The organism is Paenibacillus kobensis NBRC 15729 (genome assembly GCF_004000825.1).
In the GTDB taxonomy this organism is placed as follows: domain Bacteria; phylum Bacillota; class Bacilli; order Paenibacillales; family Paenibacillaceae; genus Paenibacillus_T; species Paenibacillus_T kobensis.
Window position 1 is genome coordinate 1 of the sequence record NZ_BILZ01000014.1, and the last position, 26,479, is coordinate 26,479.

Annotated in this window: 21 protein-coding genes; 6 read left to right on the top strand and 15 right to left on the bottom strand. The window is 53.2% G+C overall.

Annotated features, from left to right (window positions below; genetic code table 11):
* Nucleotides 1–90: 90 nt before the first annotated feature.
* From PKO01S_RS10670 to PKO01S_RS10710, 9 genes are all read right to left on the bottom strand, one after another.
* Entirely contained in the window at nucleotides 91–1,389 is a 1,299-nt protein-coding gene (locus PKO01S_RS10670) for an AAA family ATPase (RefSeq protein WP_127531330.1), read from the bottom strand.
* A gap of 8 nt (nucleotides 1,390–1,397) precedes the next feature.
* Nucleotides 1,398–2,822, bottom strand: a complete 1,425-nt coding sequence (locus PKO01S_RS10675) for an RtcB family protein (RefSeq protein ID WP_127531331.1) — start codon at nucleotides 2,820–2,822, stop codon at nucleotides 1,398–1,400.
* 611 nt (nucleotides 2,823–3,433) lie between these two features.
* Complete coding sequence (locus PKO01S_RS10680; RefSeq protein WP_164779563.1) at nucleotides 3,434–6,853, bottom strand: glycosyl hydrolase; 3,420 nt, start codon at nucleotides 6,851–6,853, stop codon at nucleotides 3,434–3,436.
* Nucleotides 6,854–7,248: 395 nt separating this feature from the next.
* Entirely contained in the window at nucleotides 7,249–7,473 is a 225-nt protein-coding gene (locus tag PKO01S_RS10685) for a cold-shock protein (RefSeq protein WP_407669644.1), read from the bottom strand.
* A 77-nt stretch (nucleotides 7,474–7,550) separates the two neighbouring features.
* A complete protein-coding gene (locus PKO01S_RS10690; protein ID WP_127531334.1) occupies nucleotides 7,551–7,751 on the bottom strand; it encodes a cold-shock protein in 201 nt (66 codons plus the stop codon).
* A 191-nt stretch (nucleotides 7,752–7,942) separates the two neighbouring features.
* Nucleotides 7,943–9,169 carry an RtcB family protein gene (locus tag PKO01S_RS10695; RefSeq protein WP_127531335.1) on the bottom strand — a complete coding sequence of 409 codons (1,227 nt, stop codon included), beginning with the start codon at nucleotides 9,167–9,169 and terminating at the stop codon, nucleotides 7,943–7,945.
* A gap of 37 nt (nucleotides 9,170–9,206) precedes the next feature.
* Nucleotides 9,207–11,792: a metallophosphoesterase gene (locus PKO01S_RS10700; RefSeq protein WP_127531336.1), complete on the bottom strand. Its 2,586-nt coding sequence runs from the start codon at nucleotides 11,790–11,792 to the stop codon at nucleotides 9,207–9,209.
* A gap of 3 nt (nucleotides 11,793–11,795) precedes the next feature.
* On the bottom strand, nucleotides 11,796–13,067 hold the full coding sequence (locus PKO01S_RS10705; RefSeq protein WP_127531337.1) for a class I SAM-dependent methyltransferase: 1,272 nt from the start codon (nucleotides 13,065–13,067) through the stop codon (nucleotides 11,796–11,798).
* A gap of 45 nt (nucleotides 13,068–13,112) precedes the next feature.
* Entirely contained in the window at nucleotides 13,113–13,904 is a 792-nt protein-coding gene (locus PKO01S_RS10710) for a nucleotidyltransferase domain-containing protein (protein WP_127531338.1), read from the bottom strand.
* 176 nt (nucleotides 13,905–14,080) lie between these two features.
* On the opposite strand from PKO01S_RS10710, the gene PKO01S_RS10715 reads away from it, so the two are divergent.
* Nucleotides 14,081–15,406: a helix-turn-helix transcriptional regulator gene (locus PKO01S_RS10715; protein ID WP_127531428.1), complete on the top strand. Its 1,326-nt coding sequence runs from the start codon at nucleotides 14,081–14,083 to the stop codon at nucleotides 15,404–15,406.
* Nucleotides 15,381–16,223, top strand: a complete 843-nt coding sequence (locus PKO01S_RS10720; RefSeq protein ID WP_127531339.1) for a WYL domain-containing protein — start codon at nucleotides 15,381–15,383, stop codon at nucleotides 16,221–16,223. The genes PKO01S_RS10715 and PKO01S_RS10720 overlap by 26 nt, the downstream gene beginning before the upstream one ends.
* 144 nt (nucleotides 16,224–16,367) lie before the next feature.
* On the opposite strand, the gene PKO01S_RS10725 is transcribed toward PKO01S_RS10720, so the two are convergent.
* The 3 genes from PKO01S_RS10725 to PKO01S_RS10735 all read right to left on the bottom strand — a co-directional run bounded on the left by PKO01S_RS10725 (nucleotide 16,368) and on the right by PKO01S_RS10735 (nucleotide 18,924).
* Nucleotides 16,368–17,123 carry a glycosyltransferase gene (locus PKO01S_RS10725; RefSeq protein WP_127531340.1) on the bottom strand — a complete coding sequence of 252 codons (756 nt, stop codon included), beginning with the start codon at nucleotides 17,121–17,123 and terminating at the stop codon, nucleotides 16,368–16,370.
* 30 nt (nucleotides 17,124–17,153) lie between these two features.
* Nucleotides 17,154–17,756: a TetR/AcrR family transcriptional regulator gene (locus tag PKO01S_RS10730; RefSeq protein ID WP_127531341.1), complete on the bottom strand. Its 603-nt coding sequence runs from the start codon at nucleotides 17,754–17,756 to the stop codon at nucleotides 17,154–17,156.
* A gap of 313 nt (nucleotides 17,757–18,069) precedes the next feature.
* Entirely contained in the window at nucleotides 18,070–18,924 is an 855-nt protein-coding gene (locus PKO01S_RS10735) for a patatin-like phospholipase family protein (protein WP_127531342.1), read from the bottom strand.
* A 204-nt stretch (nucleotides 18,925–19,128) separates the two neighbouring features.
* On the opposite strand from PKO01S_RS10735, the gene PKO01S_RS10740 reads away from it, so the two are divergent.
* Nucleotides 19,129–20,052, top strand: coding sequence for an aldo/keto reductase (locus PKO01S_RS10740; protein WP_127531343.1), 924 nt, complete (start codon nucleotides 19,129–19,131; stop codon nucleotides 20,050–20,052).
* 105 nt (nucleotides 20,053–20,157) lie between these two features.
* Here PKO01S_RS10740 and PKO01S_RS10745 read toward each other — a convergent pair whose 3' ends face one another.
* Entirely contained in the window at nucleotides 20,158–20,841 is a 684-nt protein-coding gene (locus PKO01S_RS10745) for an SGNH/GDSL hydrolase family protein (RefSeq protein ID WP_164779564.1), read from the bottom strand.
* A gap of 352 nt (nucleotides 20,842–21,193) precedes the next feature.
* Between PKO01S_RS10745 and PKO01S_RS10750 the strand changes: the two genes are divergently transcribed.
* From PKO01S_RS10750 to PKO01S_RS10760, 3 genes are all read left to right on the top strand, one after another.
* The gene (locus PKO01S_RS10750; RefSeq protein WP_127531345.1) at nucleotides 21,194–21,775 is read left to right on the top strand and encodes a TetR/AcrR family transcriptional regulator; all 582 of its coding nucleotides are present in this window, start codon (nucleotides 21,194–21,196) and stop codon (nucleotides 21,773–21,775) included.
* A gap of 58 nt (nucleotides 21,776–21,833) precedes the next feature.
* Nucleotides 21,834–22,841 carry a medium chain dehydrogenase/reductase family protein gene (locus PKO01S_RS10755; RefSeq protein ID WP_164779565.1) on the top strand — a complete coding sequence of 336 codons (1,008 nt, stop codon included), beginning with the start codon at nucleotides 21,834–21,836 and terminating at the stop codon, nucleotides 22,839–22,841.
* Nucleotides 22,842–23,029: 188 nt separating this feature from the next.
* A complete protein-coding gene (locus tag PKO01S_RS10760) occupies nucleotides 23,030–23,941 on the top strand; it encodes an AraC family transcriptional regulator (protein ID WP_127531347.1) in 912 nt (303 codons plus the stop codon).
* A gap of 410 nt (nucleotides 23,942–24,351) precedes the next feature.
* On the opposite strand, the gene PKO01S_RS10765 is transcribed toward PKO01S_RS10760, so the two are convergent.
* Together PKO01S_RS10765 and PKO01S_RS10770 are read right to left on the bottom strand one after the other, a co-directional pair.
* Nucleotides 24,352–24,981: a hypothetical protein gene (locus tag PKO01S_RS10765; RefSeq protein ID WP_127531348.1), complete on the bottom strand. Its 630-nt coding sequence runs from the start codon at nucleotides 24,979–24,981 to the stop codon at nucleotides 24,352–24,354.
* Nucleotides 24,982–25,073: 92 nt separating this feature from the next.
* A complete protein-coding gene (locus PKO01S_RS10770; protein WP_127531349.1) occupies nucleotides 25,074–26,474 on the bottom strand; it encodes a DUF5808 domain-containing protein in 1,401 nt (466 codons plus the stop codon).
* Nucleotides 26,475–26,479: the final 5 nt, after the last annotated feature.

The window sequence follows — 26,479 nt, forward strand, 5'->3', positions numbered from 1 at the left end:
CTGCTCTATTGCTGAGGATGACCGCGCAACGCAGTCATCCTCTTGATATTCCAACCTATCCTCGCTTGTAATCGGCGGCTGTTTCTTCGATCAGGCGAATCCTACCCGGCGGACAGACGGATCCGCCATCCAATCGCCGCTGCGGCTTTTGGAATAATCGGATTTCATCTCGTCAATGAGCCGCTGAAGATCGACCGCATGCTCATAATGCTGCTGCAGCGCAGCTGATACGTACAGCTCGCTAAGCTGCGCAAGCGAGAATCCTTCCGTCTGCCGCGCCGCCTGAGCAATGTACGTCTCATCGACGAGACGCCCCATTCCCCGGCGGATCATATAGGCGCAGCGAGTTGCCTCATCCGGCAGCTTCACCTCGTACGCCCGGTCGAACCGCCCAGCCCGGTTCATAAGCGCCGGATCGATCCGCTCCGGATAGTTCGTCGTGCCGATCAGGAAGACGCCGTCCTTCGACGTCGCACCGTCTAGCGTGTTCAGGAAGAACGAACGGCACGACGCCGGCATCGAATCGATATCTTCAATGACCAGCACCATCGGTGCCATATTGACCGCAGCCTGGAACACTTCGCTAATGGAGCCGCTCGACGTATGCTCGGTAATTTGCCAATACGCGATCGGGGCGGCGACGGTGGACGCAATCGACTTTACGAGCGTCGTCTTGCCGTTGCCCGGCTTGCCGTACAGCAGCACGCCTCTTTTGTAAGGAATGCCGTACGTTTGGAAAAATCCCCTGTCCTTCGAGAAAAACTCGTCGACCGACCGGTAAATTTGCGCCTTCAGCGACTCGTCCAAGAAGACATCATCGCGCGTGACGGCTTTGGCCGAGGCCTCCCTCTTCCGGTCCAAGCCGTCGCTCGTATCGGTGAATACGACGATCTCCCGGTTCGCGAGTTGACGCTGCCGCATGGCGTTAAGACAGCGCGTCAGGCCATTATCATTTTCGCTGAAAATAATATCTTCGTACCCAAGCCCATAGCGCTGCATAACCGGCATCCTCGCGAAGGCGACCCGGTATTCCGGATAAACGAAGACGTTGTTGCGGGTGGCGAGCCGAATATCGTAGCCCGACTGCTCAGGCTCGGCGTCGACGACGAACCGGAATTCCCTCGTCTCGACGAGGTCGTATACGCTCGTTGCATGCTCTATGCCTGCGTATCCGCTGCGGATATCGTCTTCAAGGCTGCTCCAGACATCGTTGCTGTTATCTTCGGAATAGATTTGAAACTGCCCTCCGTACCGCTCGTTAAGCAATCCGATCACGCCTCGAATCGCCGCGGCGTAATTAAAATAGTCGTTCTTTTCCAGCACACCTGTTGCGAAGCGATCCGATTCGATAATGAAAGAAGGCTTCGCTATTTGTTTCGTTAGGGTCATCTACACGATCACACTCCTTTGATTGTCGCCAGCGGGCTGCACTTCGCCACGACGGCTGCCAGCCGAGCGCCGACTACGCTTTCGATAATTTGGTCTACGTCTTTATAGGCTTGCGGCGACTCGTCGATAATCGATTCGAGCGACCGATGGTTGACGACAATCTCATCTGCTTCCCCGATGCGAAGCGCCTTTTCGAAATCACTAAGTTTCACAAGTTGCTTCGATGCATTGCGCGAACGAGCCCGGCCTGCGCCGTGGCAGATGGAGTGGTGATTGCGTTCCCCTTCCGGTACGCCGACCATCAAGTAGGAGGACGACCCCATCGAGCCCGGAATAAGCGCAGGATGCCCCGTCTCCATGTATGGCGCCGGATTGTCCGGATGGCCGGCAGGCAGCGCGCGAGTCGCTCCCTTGCGATGTACGAACAGCTGCTTCTCGCCGTGCTGCTCCCATGCCGCATAATTATGCATTAGATCATACAGCGTCCTGAATTCCGCTTGCGGTCCGAGCACATCGCGGAACGCTTCACGGACGGCATAGCCCATCAGGTGCCGGTTCACGACCGCGTAATTGAGCGCCGAATACATCAAGTTCGCGTACGTATGGCCCGCTTCGCTGTCCAGCGGTGCGAACGCCAGCTTCGGATCGGCCGTGCCTAGTCCGAGCTTGCGCATCGTTTTGGCCACCTCCGACACGCAGTACTGGTTGACCGCGCCGCCCCACGAGCGGGAGCCGGAGTGAATCATGACGGCAACCTGGCCGTCGCGTAGCCCCCATTGCTCGGCAATCGAGCGGTTCTCCTCGTGAATGCGGATCGACTGCAGCTCAATGAAGTGGTTGCCGCCGCCGAGCGTGCCGAGCTGCCGGTGCGACCGGTGCCAGAGCGGCTCCGGAATCCGGTCAAGCACTTCCTCCTCGAACCGGTAGCGGCTGCTCTCGACATGTGTCAGCGACGTTGCTTTCTTCGGTGTATAAGAATCGGGAACATATTTACCGGGAAGACCATGCAAGCCTTTGATCAGCACATGCTCGAGCCGGATGTCGGAGTAATGCCCTCTGGCATGATTCTCGACCGGAATCAGCTTCTCGATCGCTTTGACCAGACGGCGCTTCAGCTTCACATCTTTCAGATCACTCTCATGCAAATTCGTCAATTGCACCCGCATGCCGCAGCCGATATCACTGCCGACGATCGATGGCGATACGTAGCCATATTCCGCCTCCCATACCGCTGTTGTGCCGATGCACGTGCCGACGCCGACGTGCGCGTCCGGCGTATAGCTCATATACCGAATGTTCGGGATTTGCAAATTGTTGTTCGCCATCTCGAGCACCTTCGCTCCCATGGCATGGAATAAGTCGTCTTTGGCGTACACATGGAGATCTCCCGCAGGAAGATCGATACGCCGGTAATAGGGATTCGCTACTATCATAAATGGACTCTAACCTCACTTGTTTGTTCGTTTTATGGTGCTAAAGCTTGTATGCTTGCTATTGTTGCTGACCGTTGCAAATGGTTGATAATCGTTGTTAATGGCTGCTTATCATCGCTAATTGTTGCTGTCGCTGAACATGAACGCCGTTAAATGAACGCAAAAAGACCGTAAGCCCGAAAGCTTACGGTCTGCTGCGCAACAAATCGAAAGATACGTTGGTATAAGCTCGCCCGATCTGCTATGCAGACCTGACGCGCACACCTGTTATCCTTGTCTTTCCTTCGCTAGGGCCCGTAGAGGCCGATGGACAATGAACGTCATATTCTGTTGCGACATTAGCGGCATTGCGTCGGTGCGGTTCATTCGTTGAATAACGGTCATGTCAATCGGCCTCCTTCCTGTTTAAGATATGGCTATAATAAGGGCGTTTAGCATTTGCTGTCAATATGTTGATTTCGGAATACATACAAGATGCCGCGCTAACGCATTAGAGCGACAATCCGTGTCAGCCAGTGTCCGGCTAACGGCTTGGAGTAACTCTCCGTGCAGGTTGCACGCTAACGACTTGCAGCAGTGGAGTTACTGCAGCGGCGCGGCGCACCAGCCCTTTATTTGTTCACCACAACCGCTATGCTCTGGCTCGCAGTCGAACCACTGTCGTTCACAAGCTCACAGTAATACGTGTACGTGCCGGCTGCTCGTCCGCTAATCGAAGTCACCGCCTGCTGCGCACCCGGCGTTGCCGCTGTCAGCGTCTGCGTGTCAATTGGCTGGCCGTTCTCGTAAAGCACATACTTCGTCGCATTCGTGCCAAAGTACAGATTCATCTTCACGTTATACGTGCCATCCCCGTCCCAGTTGTCGTGCGACAGATCCGCGCTGCCCGGATTGGCGGCGTCTACGACGACGTCCATCGGATCGCAAGCGGTCGTGCCGAACACATTCGTCAGCTCGCAAGTGTACGTATACGTACCATTCGGCTTGCCCGACACGTCTATTACAGAAGATTGCGCTGACGGTGAAGCGTCAGCCAGACGGCGCTCGCCGATCAACACGCCATTCTCATACGACTTGTACGTTGTGCCGTTGCTGCCGTAGTACATATTCATCGTGACTGTATAACTGCCGTCCCGCAATCCCGTATCGAACCCATTGTTATGCGACAGCACCGGCTTGCCCGGCTTGCCGGTCGCGAGAATCGGAGCGACTTCGAAGGCCGCGCTGCCGGATGCCGCATTGCCTGCTTGGTCGGTTACGGTATAGACGATCGTATGAACACCAGCGCTAAGCTGGCTCGTGTTAACCTGCTCGTTCTCCGCTATCGGCTGTCCATCCAGCAACAGCTGCTCGGAAGCAAGGCCAGAGCCCGCATCCGTGCTCTCCAGTTGGAACGAGAGCGAATCTCCAGGCGTCACGCCTGCAGTCTCATGACCGTTCTGCAGCAGCTTAACAACCGGAGCGACACGGTCGATCGCTATGCTGAGCGTATGCGCACTTTCCCTATTGCCTGCAGCATCGGTCGAGTAATAAGAAACCGCCGTAACCCCTTCGCCGCTGACCGTGAACGGCTCTGTATACACGACAGGCTCTCCGCCGTTAATCGTGTATTTCGTTACAACATCTCCTTCGGTCTGTGCGGACGCGTTCAACGTTACCGTCACATCGCCCTTATACCAGCCGTTCACAACGGCCGTGTCCGACAGTAAAGCAGACGTAACCGGCATCCCATACGTGAGCAGATTGTTCGGCAGTTCATCGAGCGTCAGAACATAATCGCTGTTGAACACTTTATCCAAATGCTCAGCCGTGTTCGTAACGCCATCGCGGATAAAATAGTCGTTCCACGTGCTGAACCAGCTCCAGTCCGCTTTATAGATTTGGAGCAGATCCGGATCCGGAATCGGTCCGTTCTCCGGCAGCGTGACTAGTTTCCTATCTCCGACAAGGTTGACCAGTTGTTCATACTTGTTGCTGTTCGGGCTGTAGTCGCCCGCTGCATTATAAATATCCGCGCTGATGATGTCGACCACGTCATCACCCGGATACCATTCCGGCGATGCCGAGTTCCACAGCCAGATCAGGTTGTCCAAGCCATTCACATTCGTCATCCGGTCGTACATGAGACGCCACAATTGCTTGGCCGCCTCAGGACCTTTCGCGCCCCACCAGAACCAGCCCCCTTCCGCCTCATGCAGCGGCCGCCAAATTACCGGTATGCCGAGATCCTCCAATCGCTGAAGCTGCGCAGAGATTGCGTCAATATCCCGCAGCAGCAGCTGATACTCCTGCGACTCCGGATGGCTCAGCGCATATTCCAGATCGAACGTCGTAAATTCGGTGTAGAAGCCCCGCCACCATTCCTTGCCCGGCTCGTCGTAATAGCCGATCGGCGAATTCCAGTGCCAGCAGAGCGAGATGATGCCGCCGCGCTCCGCCCACTCGATCATGTCCTCTACCTCATGGGAAGTCGAACCGTGCTCGACGCGCGAAGGCGAATATTCGATCATATCGAACGACACGAGCGCCGGATACTTGCCCGTCTGTTCGTTGATCCATTCCGCATTGGACAAGCTTTGCTGCCCGGCGATGATGTGCTTGCCGTATTGATCGACCAAATAGTTATGGAGCGCTTTCGCTTCCGGCGACGCGTTCGGGTTGACGAGCGTCTTCGCCACTTTATGCTCTTTCGGCGGAGCCGATGGCGTCAGCGCGATGTAATCGAGGTGATACCAGCCCCAGAACGGCTCGAACCGGATCGTATTCTCCCCCTCGACAAGCAGCAGCTTACCCGCCGATTTCTCGGTAAAATCAGTCGTCTCCGGCAGCTGGACGCTCGAGCTCGGCTGCCCGTTCAGCAGCACATTCGTTTCTTTGTAACCGAACGGGGCTCGGTACCCGATGGCAAAATCGTATAACCCCGCCGACTTCGCGTTGTACGTCAGCGTAATCGAACCGCTGCCCTGCATAAAGGCATAGCCGGTGCCGGAATAGCCCGTACCGTCCGATCCGGCCGTTACGCCGCCTTCGAGCACGCCGGTTTCGGCTTCGACCCGGTCTGGAACCGGCTTGTCCGACACGAGCTTAATATACTCGATCCCGTAATAGCCCCAATTGCGGCCGAAGCCGATCGTATTGGCGCCTGCATTCAGCAGCACTTTGCCCAAAGACTGCTCGCTGACGACCGCGCCATCCGCCGGCACCGGAAGCGCAGCGTTGCCGCTTGTCTGTCCATTCACGATCAGTGTCGTCTCTTTGTAGCCGTATGGCGCATAATAGCCGACGTACAGCGTGTACAGCCCTTGGTCAGGCGTGTTCACACTCCATGTCGCCGTGCCCGGATTGGCGTCGTCCGCCTCATAGAAGAACGAGACATAACCATCGCCTGCATACAGCTCATCACCCCATACAGGACCCGTCTGGAACACAGGACCGCTGCCCGCGAGCACCGCCTCCTTCGCTGGGATAGGGCCAATGATATTCGAGTTGCCCGGCGGCTGCGTCGGCATGTCGGTACGCGGCGTCAGCTTCACGTTGTCCAGATAGATAGGACCGTTATAGACTAGATCGCCATTCTTCTGCAGCTGGATAACAAGTTCGGATTGTGGTGCACTGGAAGGAAGCGAGACCTTTTTGTGAATCGTCACATAGGATCTGCCGTTGATCGTTTCTGCGGAGGAAGCAAGAGAAGGAATGTTATGATTCGAGTAGTTCAATTCGTTCCACGGGCTGTTCAGCGCCGTGCTGACCGACAACGTGCCAGGAAATGATGCCGGTACGTAAAGATCGTATTCATAATTCGCATACTTCGCTAGATCAAGCCCATGCATGGCGTGAATCGCTGCATTTTGCCATTCGGCGTCATTGTTGTAACTCGTGTCGATCCTCAGTGCATACTGATTGCCCGTAACGCTTAAATCATCACTGACTTGCACAGCGCCAAGCGCGTCGCCCCATCCAGGCCACCACCCCATGTCCGTACCGTCCTCGAAGTCATATACCCGGTCCTGCGCGACGGTATCTGCTCGCACGACACCTCCTAACGGAACTAACAAATAAGCTAACATCGACAAACATAATAATCGTCCCACCCATCTGATTCTTCTAGCCAACAACGCCCATCACTCCCGTTAAAATTTAGTTTTAGCGGACTATACAGTCCGCATCCACATCATATAATAAAGCGTTTCCAAAAGAATCGGACTAACGACTCACCACCGTTGTTATTCAAACGTTTGCAACAACAACCAAACAAACGAACAAACTGTTTGGTACTTTCCGCACGCGCCAGCACAAACAAAGAACGGCCAATAGCGAATCGGAAATAAATCAGGCCCGCCTTGTTCGTTCCGTTAGAACGAACAAGGCGGGCCTGATTTATTTATATACTGCGGCCGAGGCGCCGCTTATTCGAGCTTACGCCTCGTCACGTTTCGGATTTTGTTTTCGCAACACTCGTGTTCATGAGCGCGACGAGCATTTTCTCGCTTCTCACCATCTCGGATTGACATAAGGAGCATATGGGTGTCGTCGAGAAAGCAAAATTATCCCTCATCCATCCCTTGCAGTTCTCATTCGAGCAAGACCATATTGGCGTCAGTTGCTCTGGCAACTCTTCTTGCGGTCGTTTGCGGGAATAATACAAGAACATCCCTCTCTCTCTATCCAGATTCGATTCCGCGATAAAAAATGCCCCAAACTTATCGTTCGGGGCACGGCTGCTCTACCTTACAGTTTTACTACGTTCTCAGCTTGTGGACCACGGTTGCCTTGAACGATGTTGAATTCTACGCGTTGACCTTCGTCGAGCGTTTTGAAGCCTTCGCCCGTGATTGCGCTGAAGTGAACGAATACATCGTTGCCGCCTTCAACTTCGATGAAACCGAAACCTTTTTCTGCGTTGAACCATTTAACTGTACCTTGTACCATGTGTATTACCACCCTTATATAGATTCCATGACCATCGAATTTGTAAATTCACAATAAAAAATTCACAGCCCGCATTAGGTTATGCATCAAAAATAATAACCCTCTACGTTATGTGAATTAGGTCACGATTTATGTTCTTCTACAATACCATACCGGGACAAATAAAGCAAATCCCATTTTTAATTTTTATCTTAATCTTTATATGGATCGAGTTCATCCGCCCCCGCCATACATACGCCGATCGGCTTCAACTCGTGAAGCACCTCAATCGTCTCTGCATGCGCATCCAGTACTTCTTGAAGCTTACGGTAGACGAACGGACTCTCATCCGTGCCGGCTCCCCGAAGCTCGACACCGTAGCTGCGCACAGCCTGCATCATTTGCTCGGAAGAAATTTGGCCGCCGGTACGCTGGCGCGTCTTCCAGTTCATTTTACCCGCCGCTTGCGTCCGGCTCATGGTACGTCCTGCGCCATGAACGGTGCTGTATAGCGACTCCCGGTTCTCATCCGTATCCTTCCCCCGCACGATGACCGAAACATCCCCCATGCTGCCTCCGATAAATCCAAGCTGCCCCGGAGCGGAAGGCGTCGCGCCTTTGCGGACAACCGTCACATCCCGGCCCTCGTGACGCTCCTGCCAAGCGTAGTTGTGATGATTATGCACAGCAAAGTCGGCTTCGGCGCCGAGAATGGACAATACCTGCTCGATAACGTAGTCACGTCCCGCATATGCGTATCGGCCGGCGAGCTTCATTGCCCGCAAGTACATGTCGCCAAGTTCGCTGTCCAGATCGAGCAGCACGGGCGGCTGGTCCATCGACTCTCCCGGCGCTTTCGCAAGGAAGCCTCGACCTGCCGCCAGATTCATAAACCCGCTGGCCGTCTTATGCCCGAACCCTCTGCTGCCGAAATGGTTGCCGATCCACACCCTGCCGGTGCTCGGCTCCTCGAACAGATCCACGTAGTGGTTCCCGCTCCCGACCGTACCGAGCTGATCCCTCGCCAGCGCTTTCAGCTTGTCGTGCTCTTGCCGCCCGACGGCTGCATAAACGGCCCAATCCGGATCGTCGAACAGCTCGTGGTCGACTTTCTCGCTGTTGACGCGTCCAATGCCGAACGACACCTGCTTCGCAATGCGGTTCATAAGCTGCGGCAGCATCGGCTTCAGATCGGCGGCCAACAGATTCGTCCGTACCGCCTTATTGCCGCAGCCGATATCGTAGCCGACACCCGACGGCGATATTTGCCCCTCGTATGCGACAACGCCGCCGATCGGCTGGCTGTACCCTTTATGATGGTCGGCCATCAGCAGCGCGCGCATGACGTTGCCATGCTCCGCACATGTCTTGGCCTGCGACAGCGCGCCAGGGTCCGGGTTGCCCCATACCCGCACGCCGTCGATTATTTGATAAGACATCGGTAGACACTCCTTGAAATAATCGTTCTGTTAAGATTTACAGCCTTGGATCGATCCCCTTCTCCTTGGCAACCTCGAACAACAGGTTAGCCGTAATCTGGGCATAGGCTTCGTTATCCGGCGCAATATCATGCAGCTTGACCGCCAGCATTTGCTGCCCGATCCGGTGCTCGCCTCCGGAAGTCCGCAGCTTGGAGCCAATACTCTTCTGTTTCATGAGCTTATTATATTTGTAAGGGAATTTGTAGTCGTAACCATAAATGATCGACAAGTAGCCTTCATTGCGGACTTTCATATAAGGCACAACGCCTGCCGCTTCCCGCTCCGGCTTAATGACGACGCCCTCCATGTGCTCTTCCACCGTCAGCTTCGAGAAAAATTGTTCCGCCTTCGCATACGCATCTGCTTGCGTCAGATCGAGAACCAGACACTCGTCATCGTTCAGCATGCGGTACATGTCCGACGTCCGGCCCTCTGGAATCCGCTCTTCACCGCTTACCATCACTTCCTTCAGAATGGAGAACGGTTTGTACTCCAACTCCGCATCCCCTGCATACAAGTCCATTTGCCGCTTGTAGACGCTATAGGCTTCCGCATGCGTGTCGAGCGGTACGTAGGCATCGCGGATCTCGCGGACATTTTTATAATTCTGGTACGTGCTTGCTCCATGCTTCTCGCTAAGCTCATTCTTCGGCATATGATGCTGATCCTTCTCGAAACCGCTCGCCTCATAATCTTGAACCAGCTTGCCGAACGATTCTTCAAACCCGTTCTGCCGCAAAAATTCGATTTCCGTCTCCAACGCTTTACCGATCGGCCCGAATTGACGGTCAATCAACCCTTCTCCGAGCGCTTTCCAAGGAAGCAGTTCGCCGTCGAGCAGCATAATCTCGATGCCGTGTTCTCTCATATAAGCGCCGAATTTCCGCAGCAGCGCTTCATACACCGGATCCAGATCGACAGCTTTAACCTTGTAGCCGTTGCGGCTGACCGCATAGCATTGCCCAATATCCCGGTGCAAATACACATTGCAGCGCGACCCCATATATTTCGGCTGCAGCACAACTTCCGTCACGCCGTGGCTTTTGAAGTAATCGAGTCCTCGGCCCAGCGATTCCAATTGTCCCTGCGCCGCATCCTTATCTGCCGGAGACATCGTTCCGGAGATGAAGTTGATCCGGTTGCGTGAGCAGTAACGCAGCCGGAGTACCGACTCGTCATCGAGCTCCTGCAGCGAGACGGCTTGTTTCTCTTGGAACAGTACTGGCAGCTCCTCTTGCAGCGCTGCGGTCTGCGACTTAAAACTTTTATACAGCGGCTTGCCCGATATCCGAACCGACGTCAGCACATTGCCCTGAACGCCGCCCGTATCGATATGAATTTTATTACGGATACGGAACGGCTGCTTCGCTGCGACGTGCCCGAAGACATGATACGGGTGATTGTTCACAGCTTCCTCTGCAAGAAAAGCGAGTTGCTTCTCGAACGGCTTATCCCGGTCGAGCCTGAAATTACGCTGATGGCGGAGCGAAATACTATCCAGCTTGCCGATATATTTGCTGCCGCAGGGCGCATGCGTTACATAGAAGGACGGCCCGCGCGTACCGATATATCGGTAGAACGGCTTGGACAGGCCAGCCAGCTCGTCGAATTTGCCCAGCAGCTCCGCGTCTTCACGCAGAGCCTGCGTCGAATCAAAGTACGACTCCAGCAGCTCAGGCTCCACACCTTGTATTTCACCTTTCATATACTTATGGACGAAGTTCTCGTGATTGCCCATGACGAACAGGAAGTGCTCCCGGTTATTGTACAGAAATTCGACGATACCCCGCGTCTGCTTTCCTTTGTCGATCCAGTCGCCGGCGAGAATGACCGATGTATCGCGTAATTTATCCGAAGCCAGCAGCTTTCCGTTATCGATCTTGTAGCCGTAACTCATCAGCAACCCTTGCAGTTCCGGAACGCATTCGTGCACATCGCCGACGATAATGTAGTCCCGCTCCTTCGGCAGCAGCGAAGCGATATAATCATCCCGGTCCTTTACCATTACCCGATATGCCGGATTCACGGTTCCAGCGGACGGGTCGCAGAAATCTTTTGCCCGGATCTTATGCACCCTCTCATAGTCTTCACGGGATAAGACAGGCAGCACTTCTTTGCGCAGCCGGTTCAAATGGTTCGTAATCAGCTTCTTCGAGCGATCCGAGGCGTAGTAGTCTTCCCGATTGCGGTAATCAAACAGAATCACTTCTACGTTGTAGTTGTTCTCCTCTGCCGTCTCGCGCACTTTCCTGCGGAAATCATCCGCAAGACCGGTTGTGTCGACGATGACGAACTCCGCATTGATCGGGAACGATGTCACTAGCTTTAACCGTTCGAATAACAGCTGGAACGTGTGCGAACTCGCTTCCAACATCACTTGATCGTATTTATCGTAATCATAGCCTAGAATGTCCTGACGGATCGCATCGGAGGATAAATATTGAACGTTCGCCCGCCAATTGCGGGAGACATCCTCCAGCCGGAGCTGCGGGAGCAGCACCTCCTTCGCGAAGGTTGTTTTGCCGCACTCCGTTGCGCCGACCAGCATGAATATGGTGTGCATCTTCGTTATGATTTCCATCGTCTACTCTCCTCTCCCGCGAACGACAGCGCCCTGTGTCGTATGAATATCGTCCACACTGTCGCCGATCGATGTGAACTCGTATTGGATGTCCGGCAGCCCTTGAAGCGTATCCGCCAGCCACTCACGGAACATTGCCTGTCCCATTTCCCACTTATGATCTTCGTGGCGGAAACCGTCCAGCTCATAGAAACGGTTAAAGTCGGCATTGGGTGTCGTAATAACCAATCGGTCGAATGTGACCTGCGTGCAGATTTGCCTTAGGAATGCCGCCGCTTCTTCTTGCTCCATATGTTCAATCACTTCAGTCAAAATAATATCGACCCGCTCGCCATTGTACGACTCGAGGAAACGATCCAACGACGGGTATACCGCGATATTATCGATTTCCTTAGCCGCCGCCTTGCGGGCAACGGCATTCAGCAGTTCCTCGTTAATATCGACCGCGTAGTAAGCCCCCTCGATCTTGCCCGCGAACGGGAGGGCGTAGAACCCCTCCCCGCATCCGATATCAAGGATCGGCTTATCGAATGAAAGCACCGATCCGATATAGTTGCGGCGCTGCATGGCGGTTCCGCCATATTCAAGTTTGATTGCGTATCGCCCGGTCTGTTCAATTGCAGCTCTATACTTTTTGAACACGTCTCTCTTCTTCAGAAAGTTGTGCGCGAATAGGCTTCGGATATAGAACGGCGCATCGATAACGTTCAAGCTGCGAATATATTTGTCCAGTACGCCATCTGAGATATCGATAAATTCATCGCCGGCAATCGATAAGAACAAGCAGAGTACGCTGACCACGTGCAGCAGATGGTACAGACTTCTCTCCGTCGTCACCGTCAACGTATAGCTCTTATGAGCCTGATGCTGCAATTCGAATCGGTAATCTTTCATATGCTTAGCGAAGAATTCGATATACCGCACCCGTTCGATATGAATCATATGGATCAAAAAAGAATGCTCGTGCCCTTCCACGTCTCGCTCATCTTGCGCCTTGAACGGCGCGGAGAAAAACTCGCCGATCGCATTAAGCGGGAACAGCGGCGTATTATAGCGGGAAACGTTCAAATATTCGAAGCTGTCACCTTCGTCCTTCTTATACGAAACCTCGTTATCCGCATCTTTAAAATAAACGTTGAAGGCACTGCCGCCGTCCGAATACCAGCCGTACGCCATGCCCTGGCGAACCGAACGGAGCAGCATGCCTGTATGGGGATTCTTCTTAATCAAAAAAGAAAATTGTTGATTCGCCGATCTTAATTGCACGATTGCCATCGTTTTCCCCTCTCCCCTTGCTCCTTCTCACAACTCGTGTATCGTTCAGCCCCACACTTCCCGGAGCGCGGAACGGAACATGCCGTCCAGTCGGTCATCAAGCTTCAAGTCTGCCGCCTGGTTAGCCGCTGCCGCAGCCGCCTGAGCTTCCAGACGAGGCAGACTTCGCTCCACGTAATCGTTGATCGCTTCGATTCGAGGCTCGTAATCGAGCTCCTCGCCCGATTTCTTCCGCACCAGCAGTTGCTGCACCGCCTCATACAATTCGCTGTCCGCAGGAACGATCCGGTCCAGCAGCGTCTCGAACGCCATAGGCGGCATATCGCCGTACCGACCGATCCATTCGCAAGCGAATATCGGCCGAAGCACGTAGAAATACTTTTTGATCTTCACCTGCTCGCCCTGCAGGTACATCCGGTAGTTGCCGCGCGCCATATGCAAGTAATGATAGGTGCACGACTTCGGAGAGAACGCCTGCTGCGACAAGCTGCGAAGCTGTTCGGCCACGCTATAGGGCTCGGCATATAGGATCGGCGACTGCAGCCATTCGAGCAGCGGCGGGTTCGACTTCCGGTACAGTCCGAGCGCCTTCTTCAAATCCCAGCCGTTCACGTCGAGTTGATCGCTGATCGGACGCTCGATCACGTCCCTCCGGTCTTGGATCGACAAGTACCAATCGACCGGCCGCACATAAATAAACCGCACGTCGTAATCGCTGTCCTGCGAAGGAAATCCCCACGCTCTGCTGCCCGACTCGCATGCATATAGGATGCGGACGTTCTCCTCCTGCTCGATCTTGTTTAGCTGATCTTGAATTTCGGTATGGATGTCTCGCATCCTATCGCCCCCTGTCTGAATTACGATGCCTTTAACTGCTCTTATAATCCCTCATATGGAGCCGATCGAACATGGCGAAAGTATGGCGAGCGAACATTTTTCCATTTGCTCCACATGCTGTGCTTGATACAATGAAACAATCATGGCATTCATTCGACATGCTAGGGGGAACGATTGTGGCTCGGGAAAGCTTTGATAAAGAAATCCAATTTCTGCGGCTGGTTGCATTGGCAGGGGGAGCCTATAACCGGCAGCAGTTCGCCTCCCGGCTCGGCATATCCGTCCATACGCTGGACAAAACGGTGCGGAGCCTGAAGCAGACGCTCAGCCTCTCATCTCCGCACTTAACGGCAGAGCAGAGCACTGAGCTAACCGAGGGACTGCGGTACAACTACTACGAGTCGGCAGACCCGCTGCTGCTGTTCCTGTACCGGGCCAAGTCGCTCAAGGAATCGGAGAGCATCCGCCTGACGCTGCTCGTCTCCTCGCTGCAAGAACGGGAACTGACGGCCAAAGATCTTCAGGACATCTGCAGCGAGCAGATGCCGGCGGACGTGCCTGCGCCGGATGAGAAGACGATTCGGGGAGATTTGAAATACCTAGAAGAGATTGGCGTCATTGCGAGGTCCGGCGAATCCCGTCCTTACCGGTACCGCGCCGCGAACGATCTGATTGACCAACTGACGGATGATGAACTGCTCGATCTGTTCGACTTCGTTGACGTGACCGCCAACACGCAGGTGCCCTCCGTTCAAGGCTATCTTCTGCGGGACACGCTGAAGAAGGTGCTGCGCGGGCGCGGGATTCATGCCCTTGCAGCGGATACGCACCGTTATAAGTATCACTATCACTCGCGCATTCTGGACGAAGCGCATCTCTATACGATTTTCAACGCGGTCCGCCAGCGGAAGAAGCTGCATTTTGTATACTTGGCGCCCCGCAAGGGATTGAACTACGCTTCGAAAAATACGAATCCGCTCTACGAGAAAGAGTCGCGGAACGTGACCACGATTCTGCCGCTGCGGGTCGTCTTCGATCACCAGTACGGACGCTGGTATTTGATCGGCTATAACGATCGGACCGGCATCGCCAAGTTCCGGATGGAGGGGCTGACACAGCTCGAGGAAGGCGAATCCGTACCGGAGGCCGAGTTCGAGAATAAGCTTGGGCGCGTGCTGGAGCAGCTCGAGAACAGCTGGGTAACCGATACGCTGCGCACGCTTAAGGTCGTCGCCCGGTTCTACAACCCGGACCACCGCTCCGGCGTCAATTTCGTCCGGGAGCGCGTTCAGGCGCAAGGGCAATGGGGCAAGATTACGGAAGAGTCGGAGGAGTCGTTCGTGTTCGAGATTCAAGTGAACGGCATCTATGAGATTAAGCCGTGGCTGAGAAGCTTCGGTTCCAGCTGCGAGGTGCTGGAGCCAGCTTGGCTGCGCAAGGAGTTTATCTCGGATTGGAAGGAGATCGCGTCCTATTATGAGCCTGTTCGACAAAATTTTTAATTACCAGATCATCTCCCGCCTCGACGAGACGGGCTCGTTCGCGCTCACTTCGCAGGAGAGAACGTGGCTTCGCACGATGCTCGGCCATCCTGAAGCCGAGGCTGCTTTCGCACCTGAAACTTTGGTGAAATTGCGCCATCTGCTCGGAATGGAAGAGGCACCAGACATGGATGACGCCGCTAGCAGCGGGATGGACGGCGATGTCCGGGACATCATCATCGAGAAAGCGCGCAGCCGGCAGCGGCAAGTATACCATCCGCTCCTCCGCCCTCTTCGGCGGATCATGATGGCAAGCGGCGGCGTCCGCCTCACCGTCCGGCTGAAGCATGGCGGCATCAAAGAGAACCAGGGCGGACTCCCATGCAAGCTGGAATACAATATGGCCAAGCGGGAATGGTACTTGCTCTGGTACGATACGCGCAACCGGTCGCTGATGTCGACCAGGCTCCATCATATCGCAGCGGTTGAACCGTCGGAGCTCGCGCCCGAGCGCTTCCAAGAGCTAACCGAACGTGTGGCTAAGCTAATGGAGGCACGGAAGAAGCAAGCGGTTATCGGAATCTTACCTAATTATAATAGCGAGCTGTCCCGCATTCTGTACGCGTTCTCGTGCTTCGAGAAGTCGGTCTCCTACGACGAGACGGCCGATCAGTACCGGATTCACGTCACGTACCTCGCCGACGAGAGCGAGTTCCTGCTGTCCCGCATCCGGTTTCTCGGCCTTCGCGTCCGCGTGCTTGAAGGCGGCCATCTGAAGCACCGAATGCGGCAGACCGCTTCCTGGGCGCTGGCGAGGTACCAGACCGAAGATGCATAACAGCCGCCGCAAAGCCCGCAACCCCCATGGGTTACGGGCTTTGTTTCTTTAAATATAATTAAGTCTCTTCGCCATAAGAGCAGCCTCAATGTAGGACAATGAAGGCCATCAACCTTCGCAACAGCCTCTTGCGGAGCCTCCCGTTTATCGTTGCTGATTCTCGTAGTAGGCGATGTCGGCGGCGTGACGATTCTTCCCGCCAGTCCAGTAGCCTTTAATGATGCTCGGATGCTTGAAGATGGCCCAGTCGCCCATCTTGTCAAACTTCCGCGTCGAAGTGAACAACGTCGCTTGCTTGATGATGCCGAACTGGAGACGCTGCTTCTTGCCCCATTGCTTGAGCCGCTTCGCGAATTCCGCGTCCTCCGTCATCAGCATCTCCTCGTTAAAGCCGCCAATCGCTTCGAAGTCCCGTTTGCGGCACCAGAACATCCCGACCGCAATGTTGCCGTACTTCAACATGAGCGGCAAGAGGATGACCAGCGCCGACATAATAATTCCAAACGATACCCGCTCGAATTGAATTTTCCCGACCCCGCCGCCAATATATTGGCCGGTCTTCAGCAGCCGGCCCACCTCAGCCAGCATGTTATCCGCCATCCAGCTGTCCGCGTCGATCGTGACGATGATCTCCCCGCGCGCCGCTCGAACGCCTTCGTTGCGGATGCGAGACAAGTTTTTGCTATCTTCTGTAAGGGTCACACAGTTATAGGACTCGGCAATTCGTTTCGTCTGATCGGTACAGCGGTTCAGCACGACGATCACTTCGATTCTGCCATCGAACGACTCTGCCGCCTTCCGGATCGAATCCAAGCATCTTCCGATATATAACTCCTCATTATGCGCCGGAATAATAATAGACAAGTCCACCTGTTGCTGCTCATTAGCTCCGATAAACATTCCGCGTTCTCCTCTCCTAGTGGCCGATTTCTAAGTTCTTCGTATTCCGTCCAACAGCAAAGACGTCGCATTGCGGAACAGCGGCTTCAATTCTTCCTTCGGCATGAAAGCATAGCTGTCGCTGAGCCCCGAGTAGAAGCTAAGGATAAGAAAAGCCAACTCTCTGGGGTCCTGCTGCTTCAACTCCCCCGATTCGACTCCTTCTCGAATGAACGATTCGAAGTTTGCCATAAAGCCCATCACAATTGCACCGAATTTGACCCTCGCCTCGTCGCCCGCGGCGTTCTTCAGAAACTCCTCCGCCGCCTTCGACAACGGCCTCTGCATCGTATCGACGAAATGCTCCGAGAACGCATACAGCTTATCGACTATCGTCGTATAACCGGCGGCAATAGCGCTCCAACGTTCCCATGAGGCGGTGAAGGTCTGCTCCGTTATATAAACAAACAGGTCTTCCTTGCTCGTAAAATGGTGATACACCGCGCCTTTGCTGCAAGGCACCTCCCGGCAAATATCTGCGATCGAAGCCGCCGCATAACCTTTTCGCGCGAACAACTGAATGGCCGTATCGACAATTCGTTGCTTTGTCGCTCCCGCAGCAGCACCATCCGCCGCCGTCTCCTTCCGTTCCACTTCGCTCCTCCTTTCGGGAGTGATAATCGTTAGCCCCGTTACATACCGAACGGTCGGTATGGCATTATAGTAAATTTGTTCCACTTATTAATCAATCTAACAAGTTAATATTTAACAGATTTGACACAGTTGTTTTACAGTTTTCGCACAAGTGACGGGCGGGCGTGATTTCTATCCGCTTGCGCACACAACAAAAAAGTCTGCGCATCAACGCAGACTTTGGATCAAATCTATCGATCATAAAGTTCACTCTCGGCCCGCATAAGCTCTCGCGCCTCGACCGACCATCGGCGCTCTCACCTGGCATCCTAAACTAACGCCCTGTCATCCATGTCAGAAGTTTTGGCATTAGCTGCTTCGCGTCTTCATATCCCTGCATGTAAAGTTCGTCGAGCCTCGCAGGGTTGCGCTCCATCCGTCCGACTTTCATCGGCTGCGACGGCCGAATGACGAAGGCTGCACCTTTCTCCTCTTGCTCGGCAACATAATCCAGCGTTCCGTTATAGATATTGTGACGGGTGAGCATAATCTGCACGAACTTCGGAAACTTGCGGTAGGCCCGCTTCACGAACCATCCGAACTTATTACGCGATTTGCGGTAATCTTCGTTCCGGGTCAGCACAACGACGTTGCGCCTGTTGCCGTCCTTCTCCGATTGACGAATCGGAATCGGGTCCGAAATGCCTCCGTCGAGCAGTCGTCTGCCGCCGTATTCGACGATCGAAGCGATGAAAGGCAGCGAACTGGATGCCCGCAGCACGGTCGGCATATCGAAGCCATCCTCGCTCTTACGGTAATAGACCGTCTCGCCCGTATCGCAGTCCGTTGTGCCAATGACGAATTCCTCCGGGCTGTTCTGAAACGTCTCATAATCGAACGGAACGAGCTTATTCGGAATCTCGTCGAATATAAAGTCCATCCCGAACAACTCGCCGCGCGTTAAATAATTTCTCCATGAAATATAACGCGGATCACTGATCCAGTTCACGTTCACCGTCCGGTTACGGCCAAGCTGCCTCGACAAATAGCTGATCCCCATGCAAGCGCCTGCCGACATACCGATCGTATACGGAAAATAAATTTGCTGTTCCGCAAAATATTGAAGCACGCCAGCTGTGTAGATGCCGCGCATGCCTCCCCCTTCCAATACTAATCCGATGCCTTCCATTGTGACATGATCCTCCCTTGCCCGTACGACAAAACAATGTAACTATTGTACTCATCGTCCAGCGAAGGAGTCAAACGAGAATCGTTGGCATTGCCGGATCCTAAGGTTGAAAACAACCGTCCCTATATGTCACAATCATGAAGGATATGCCCATATCCATGCATCCCATCGTCATACATAAAACCTGTATAGGAGGACCTAGCAATGAAAACGATAAAGCTGGGGACAAGCAATCTGGAAGTTCCAGTCGTAGCCGTTGGCTGCATGCGGATTAATTCGCTCAGCAAGCAAGAAGCGGAGAAGTTTGTGCAGACGGCAATGGAGGAAGGAGCTAACTTCTTCGACCATGCCGACATTTATGGCGGCGGTACTTGCGAGGAAATTTTCGCGGAAGCGATTCATATGAGCGATTCGGTTCGCGAGAACATCATTCTTCAGTCGAAATGCGGCATCCGTCCGAATATCGGAACGTTCGATTTTTCGAAGGAGCATATTTTGTACTCGGTGGACAATATCCTGCAACGGCTGAATACCGACTATCTCGACATTCTGCTGCTGCACCGTCCGGATGCGCTCGTCGAGCCTGAGGAAGTGGCTGAAGCGTTCGATCTGCTCGAAAGCTCCGGCAAAGTGCGCCATTTCGGCGTCTCCAACCAGAATCCGATGCAAATCGAGCTGCTCAAAAAATACGTCAAGCAGCCGCTGATTGCCAACCAGCTGCAGCTTAGCATCACGAATGCGAACATGATCTCGAATGGCGTGAACGTGAACATGGAGAACAACTCCGCGATCAACCGCGACGGCAGCATTCTCGACTATTGCCGCCTGCACGACATAACGATCCAGCCTTGGTCGCCGTTCCAATACGGCTTCTTTGAGGGCGTGTTCCTAGGTAACGAGAAGTTCCCTAAGCTTAACGAGAAAATTGATGAAATCGCGAAAAAGTACGATGTCAGCAACACGACGATCGCCATCGCTTGGCTGCTTCGCCACCCGGCGAAAATGCAGCCTGTTATCGGCTCGATGAACATCGGCCGTCTGAAAGACTGCATCCAAGCAAGCGATATCGTGCTCACCCGCGAGGAATGGTACGACATTTACCGCGCTGCGGGCAACATTCTGCCATAAGAGCTGAATATAGAAGCAGCCCTCTTGCCAATGGCAGGAGGGCTGTTTGCGTATAGTTATCTTCTTATAAGGACAATCCGTTACTTACTCTTCACATCCGACTTTCTAGTACGCTAGTGCACCCTCTTTCTGGGGATATTCATTCCTTGTTTGAATGATCTGTTGATACACGCGCACGACTTCTTCCGCGATCGCTTCATGCCCTTTCAGATTCGGGTGAATCGGATTGCCGATCGGCCGCAGATCGAGAAAGCGCCCTTTTTTGTAGCCGTCGATCCACTCCTTCTCGTTGCCCTTGAACAGATGTTCCAAGTCCAGCAGATGGACGTTGTCCCATTCGATCAATCGGCGAATGTGCTGGTTAATAATTTGCGTCGTCTTCTCCATTACCCACCAGTTAGGAAATGGGTTATACAGAGTGCCGATAAGTATGGTCGTCCCCGGGTGGGATACGAGACTGACGATGCTCCTTATGTTGCTCGACAACTGTTCTGCCGCCCGGCTTAAGCCGGACGTATTGCCGGTCAGCAGCGGCAATGTGTACCTGATCACGTCGTTCCCGCCAATAACAAGCGTCACCAACCGAGTTTCTTCGCACAAACGGTCCCTGCTTCTGGAGATCGATTGCATCAATCGATCCGACGTCCACCCCGGCTTCGCATGCACTTGCATCGATACCTCGTCGGTCTCCTCCTCCAGCAGCATCTGAACATGAGACGGAAAAGGAGAAAGCTTCGTCTTCAGGTCGTGCCCGAACGTGATTGAATCGCCCAATGCCAAATACTCCATAGATTCGCCAGCCTCCAACTCTTCTGCCATCTGTGCCGTTAGTACACAATGACAAGCTATAGTTACATAATTTAGGATTGTAATTATATACCATCTTATTATCTTTGTCTAATTATGGAACCGCTTCCGACACAAAATTTTCATAACCTTGTCCATCTGTCGAATATGAAAATAGCGAAAATAATAGAATTAACGTTGTACAGGCTCGATTTATGCCGAAACGAAATGCTAACAACGTTATCAGAATAACTCCTGCCCCGGCCCGGCATTCGACGCCGTTGACGTTTCCCGCCGCGCTTCTTTCATCCGCCAGCATTCCACATTGACTTTTGGTTAGCGTTCATTTACCATAATGGCCATGATGAAAATTACACATTCAGACAGCAAGAAACAAGCGATCGTAGAGGCCGCCATCCGGCTATTCTCCCAGAACGGATTAGACGGTACCAGCATCAAGGACATAGCAAGAGAAGTAGGCGTCTCGGATGCTGCACTCTATAAACATTTCCCTAGCAAGATGGCGCTGGCAGCCGAAATATTCGTTCACTATCTTGTTCAGTACACGAACTTGATTGACTACCACCGCACCAAGGATTGCCCGTTCCCGGAGAAGCTGCATGGCTTAGTCGACGATATCGTCGACCGGCTGCAGAACGAACGGTTCGGACTGCTGCTGCTCGGCCAGCAGCATGAGCTGTTCAACGAGATTACGTGCACACGGCGGGTGCCGCTGCAAGCAGCGGCCGAATTGGTTCAATCCGGTGTTCAAACCGGTGCCATCCCGATGCAGGATGCCCTTCTGTCCGCCTCCATGCTAATCGGAAGCATGCTTCGATTAGCCGTGTTTACCGACAATGGCATCTTTCCCGAAGACATGACCGCTTCTAGAGATGAAATCCATGCCCGAATAAGAGGACTGCTTGGACTCAAGTAGTCCTCCTTTTTTGAGTATATAGTTAATGTTCATTAACCAAACAAGGAGCGATTCCATTTTGATTCACACCCTCAACCGCCAAATTCTTATTACCGAAGCAGGTTCTCCAGACGTTATGAAGCTGATTGAATCCCCAATCCCGGCTCCCGGCCCTAAACAGATCCGAATTCGTATACAGGCCGCTGGCATCTCCTATGCTGATATCATGATGCGCCAGGGCTCCTATCCAGCCCCTCCGTCCAAATTCCCCTTCGTCCCCGGCATCGAACTGGTCGGCATCGTCGACGCAATCGGCTCTCAAGTTCAACATTTGCACACGGGACAAAGGGTCGGCGCCCTTCCTCGCGGCGGCGGTTATGCCGACTATATATGCGTTGATGCCTACAGCGTCATTCCGCTCCCGGACGGTGCGGATGCGCACGATGCGCTCAGCATCATGATGAATTACGTGACCGCTTACCAAATGCTTCACCGCAGCGCGGCAATTAAGCCTCATGCGCGTATCCTCATCCATGGCGCCGCCGGCGGCGTCGGCTCCGCACTGCTGCAGCTCGGACGCTTGATGAACTTGGAGATATACGGGACGGCGTCTCCGGCGAAGCTGGCACTCGTCGAATCGCTAGGCGCTACGGCAGTCGATTATAAGAATACCGACTTCGTCGAAGAGCTAATGCAGCAAGTCCCTTCCGGGTTCGATGCCATATTCGATCCGATTGGCGGCAGCCACCTGAAGCGGTCTTATCGGTTATTGGCTAAGGACGGCCGGCTGGTTGTCTTCGGATTCCAGCATGCGGGGACCAAGAAAGAGGTGTTCCGAAGTGTACTTCCTATGCTCAGGCTCCGAATGAAATGGAACCGTAAACGCGTCAAATTTTACACCTTGCCCATTATGATTCGCCTGCGCAAACAATGGTTCCAAGACGATCTGCGGACATTGTTCGATCTGCTGCAGCAAGGCCAGATCCAACCCGTCATCTCCAAGCGGCTCCCCCTTCAGGAAGCGGCATATGCGCATGCGTTAATGGAGCAAGGCGCCATTCATGGCAAAATGATTCTTATCCCATAGTTAGCACACGATCCGACAGCGGGCATTCGCGGGCTGATGCAGCTACCGGGAGTACATATTTTCATAGAACAAGGATATTGGGCCTTCCTTCTCGAACTCCTCCTGGAATAAAGCAAAAATAGTCAAGATAAGAACGTACATTCTCTTTATAATAAGATCCATCGCTATCAACAAAGGAGTTCATCCGAATGAAGGCCGACTATATTGAACAGATCCAGACGACGATCGATTACGCAGAAGATCATCTCGCCGAGGAGCTCTCCTTGTCCCAGCTTGCGCGGGTGGCGGGATTTTCCGACTTCCATTTTCACCGCGTCTTCCTTGCTTTGACGGGAGACACCATAATGGAATATGTGCGTAAACGCCGGCTCGCGCGGTCCGCTTACGAAGTCGCTTACTCGGATGCCCGCGTTCTCGATATCGCGCTCAATACCGGGTTCAACAATCACGAAACGTTCACCCGGGCTTTCAAGCGCATGTTCGAAATGGCGCCGGCGGAGTACCGTAAGCAAGGAATCAAGCCTCCCGCCTACGGCAAGCTGAACATCCTGCAGTTGAAGTACAATCCCTATCTAGGAGGAATTCGAATGGAGTATCAGATCATCACTAAGCCGGCATTCAAAGTCATCGGCTTCGATCTTCGCACGACAGCGCAAGAGGGGAAGAACCATCAAGAAATACCGGCGTTCTGGCAGGAGTACATCCGTAATGAATGGAGCTCCCAAATCCAGAACCGGCTGCACAAAGAGGGCAACGTCGAGCTCGGCATCTGCCACGGCTTCGACATGGCCACCGGAACCTTTATCTATACGATCGGCGCGGAAGCAGAGCACTTCGACGGCATCGACAACCCGAACCTCGCCTGCCATGAGTTCGGAGCGGCCGAATATGCCGTGTTCACGACGCCGAAAGTGCCGCATGACCAGTTCAGTCACTCTATTCAGAGCACTTGGGGCACAATCTTCTCGGAGTGGTTCCCTCATTCCGGCTACGAGCATGCCGGCTTGGCAGAGTTCGAGCTGTACGACGAGCGCAGCAATCCCGAGCTGGAAGAAATCCAAATGGATATCTACATCCCCGTGAAGCGCAAGGAAGCGTAACGAACTTTTACCGGCTATGCGAGATGGCCTGACATATAGAACAAGCCGCCTGCACAATTGTGCAGGCGGCTTGTTCTTTACATTCGTTTCACGGCAATTCATGATGCCAACACACCAGCCACGCCGCATCAGATACGCCCATAAAGAACTACGTATACGCGTTGTACCGTGGGTTTGATCGAACTTTGGCGCTTGAGTCCTTATCTTTGAAGACTAAAGAGCTTTGAATCTTAAGCTTTCACCTTTGAGTATTGAACGTTGAACTTTTATGGTGGGGCTATCCTCTCCGAATAGACCATAACGGTTCGCTGGACGAATTTCTCATTAGGTTGAGCCGTATAACCGAACGGCTCAGGCGGTCTCTAGTTCATCTGATTTCGGAGTATTGGCACAGCTAAACCGTTGTCGAATTAGACCGAGTCCGGAATATCGATTCTCGTAATCGAATTCGATTCGCTTAAGATAAAATCGACGTTCGTCAGAAACTCATCGATTTCGTCTTGAAGCTTATCGATTGCATTTTTCAAATGAAGCGGATCGATCAGTTTCGGTTCATTTTGCTCCAAGAACGGCTTCGAAGTCGACTCATACTGATCCGCCGCAGGCTTCTTATCCGTCCCGAACGTTGTCTTGATCAGCTCATCGAGACGCCCCTTCACCTTCTCATCTTCCGCCTCGTACTTGCGCAGAGCATTGGCATAATCGCTCGTCATCTTCTGAAGCAGCGTCTGCTCGTAGACAATAGATGCCTTCCGCTCAATAGCCTCGGCAACCGTCATCGACTGACGGCCAATCGTTACCATGGTCTCCGCGTTCGATTGGACGATCGACGTCTTAATGATGTTCCGCCGCCGGATGAGATCCTCAATCGATTGGTTATTCGATTTGACTTTGTTCTCGTACTCGTGATTATCTTTATAGCCGACAATCGGTTTCTTCCCCGTCGACATTCCGATGAAAGAAGTATCCTGTATCGCCTTCTTAATCCGTGCATCCAACGTTTTCAGCTCAGCAAGCCCGCGCGTAATAGAAATGTGCATTCTATCCGTTCGCCCCCTCATATGTTCATCTTCTGTTGCCTATTCTCGCAGACCGGCAGCAAGACGAACAGGGCAAAAGTATGGCGACTCGCTTATTGCTGCATGGAAAGTTGCAATTGTACATATAGCTGCTTCGTGCGTTCAGGGTCTTCGTCATTAAAGAAAATGTACGTGTTCGGCAGCTTAATCCGAATGTACGGCGGATTGTTTTTGTATATATACAACCTTGTTGTGCCCAGACCGTTCAGTGAGAATTTACCTCTGTTCACTCTTGTCGTGCCTTCACCGTTTACCTTGTAGCCCTTCGGTACTTGGTCGACTAAATCAAGCTGCTCAATATTAACGAGAGGGAAATCATAACTATACATCGGATAGTCAATTTCAACTTGGCGGTCTTTCGTTACCGTTAAGGTCGGAGACGTCAGCTCGGAGAGAATGAGCATGAACGATACGAAGAAGATCGCTCCTGCGAGCAGTACGACGATTGCTCCTGCCATTATTTTGCCTGCCAAGGTGCCTGTATTAATCGTGGAACCGATTCCTACCCGCTTCGGCACGAACACCGCACTATCATTCGGATTATGATAGGTGAAGCCGTTCGCCCAATACTCGTCGTCGTCCGAATAAATCAATTGCCCGTCCTGCGACACCACTTCCTGCTCCTGGGCGTGAATCCGGCGGTAAGTCACCAGGGTGAGTGCGATCGGAATAAGAGAAAATAGTACGGTAACCGCAATCCATAGACCGGTCAAGTCCGGATTGTCATTCGAGACCAACAAGTAGATGATCGGAAAATGAATGCTCTCGATAATCGCAAGCAACAGCCACATATAGGTTAACGATCTGCGGCGCGCCTGGTTCAAGCTCAAGTTAATGTCGCTGTTCTCGCTGTACACTTTTGCTTTCATTCTGCGCATGTAATAAGAACAAATGATGAAGAGGATGGTGATTCCAATCCCGGCGTAGCCGATGTCGGAAAATGATGAATTATCGCTTCGCACCCACAGCAGCGTGCCAATCGATATCGCCAGCGGAATGATGAACAGTGCCGTTGAAGCGTTCCTCGCATTCTTCAGCCGGGCAACCCGAGTGTCGCTATGCACAACATTCTTCTTGCCGACGAACCATTCGTGCTCCCGCTTAAGAGCGAGTGTCGCGCGGAACGCTCTGCGCGGCGGCACTATCATATAGACGATGAATAACGCTAGCCATAAGAAAAAATATATATTGGAATAAGCCAGCAGGCGATCCCACATATTCATGATGACAAGCGGAACCAAAGCAACACCCAACCATACGCTGACCTGCGTAAATTGCTTCTTGAACCGGGCTCTTATCTCGCCGATAGCAGGATGCTCCATGGCATGTGCGGGCAGCGTAACGGCGAACAGCATCCCGTTCTTGTAATTTGCAAGAGGTCTGTAGGTGGCCCACAGCACGCTATACAGAATAATAGCCGGAATAAAGTGAATGAGCATAAACGTAACGAACATCTTGA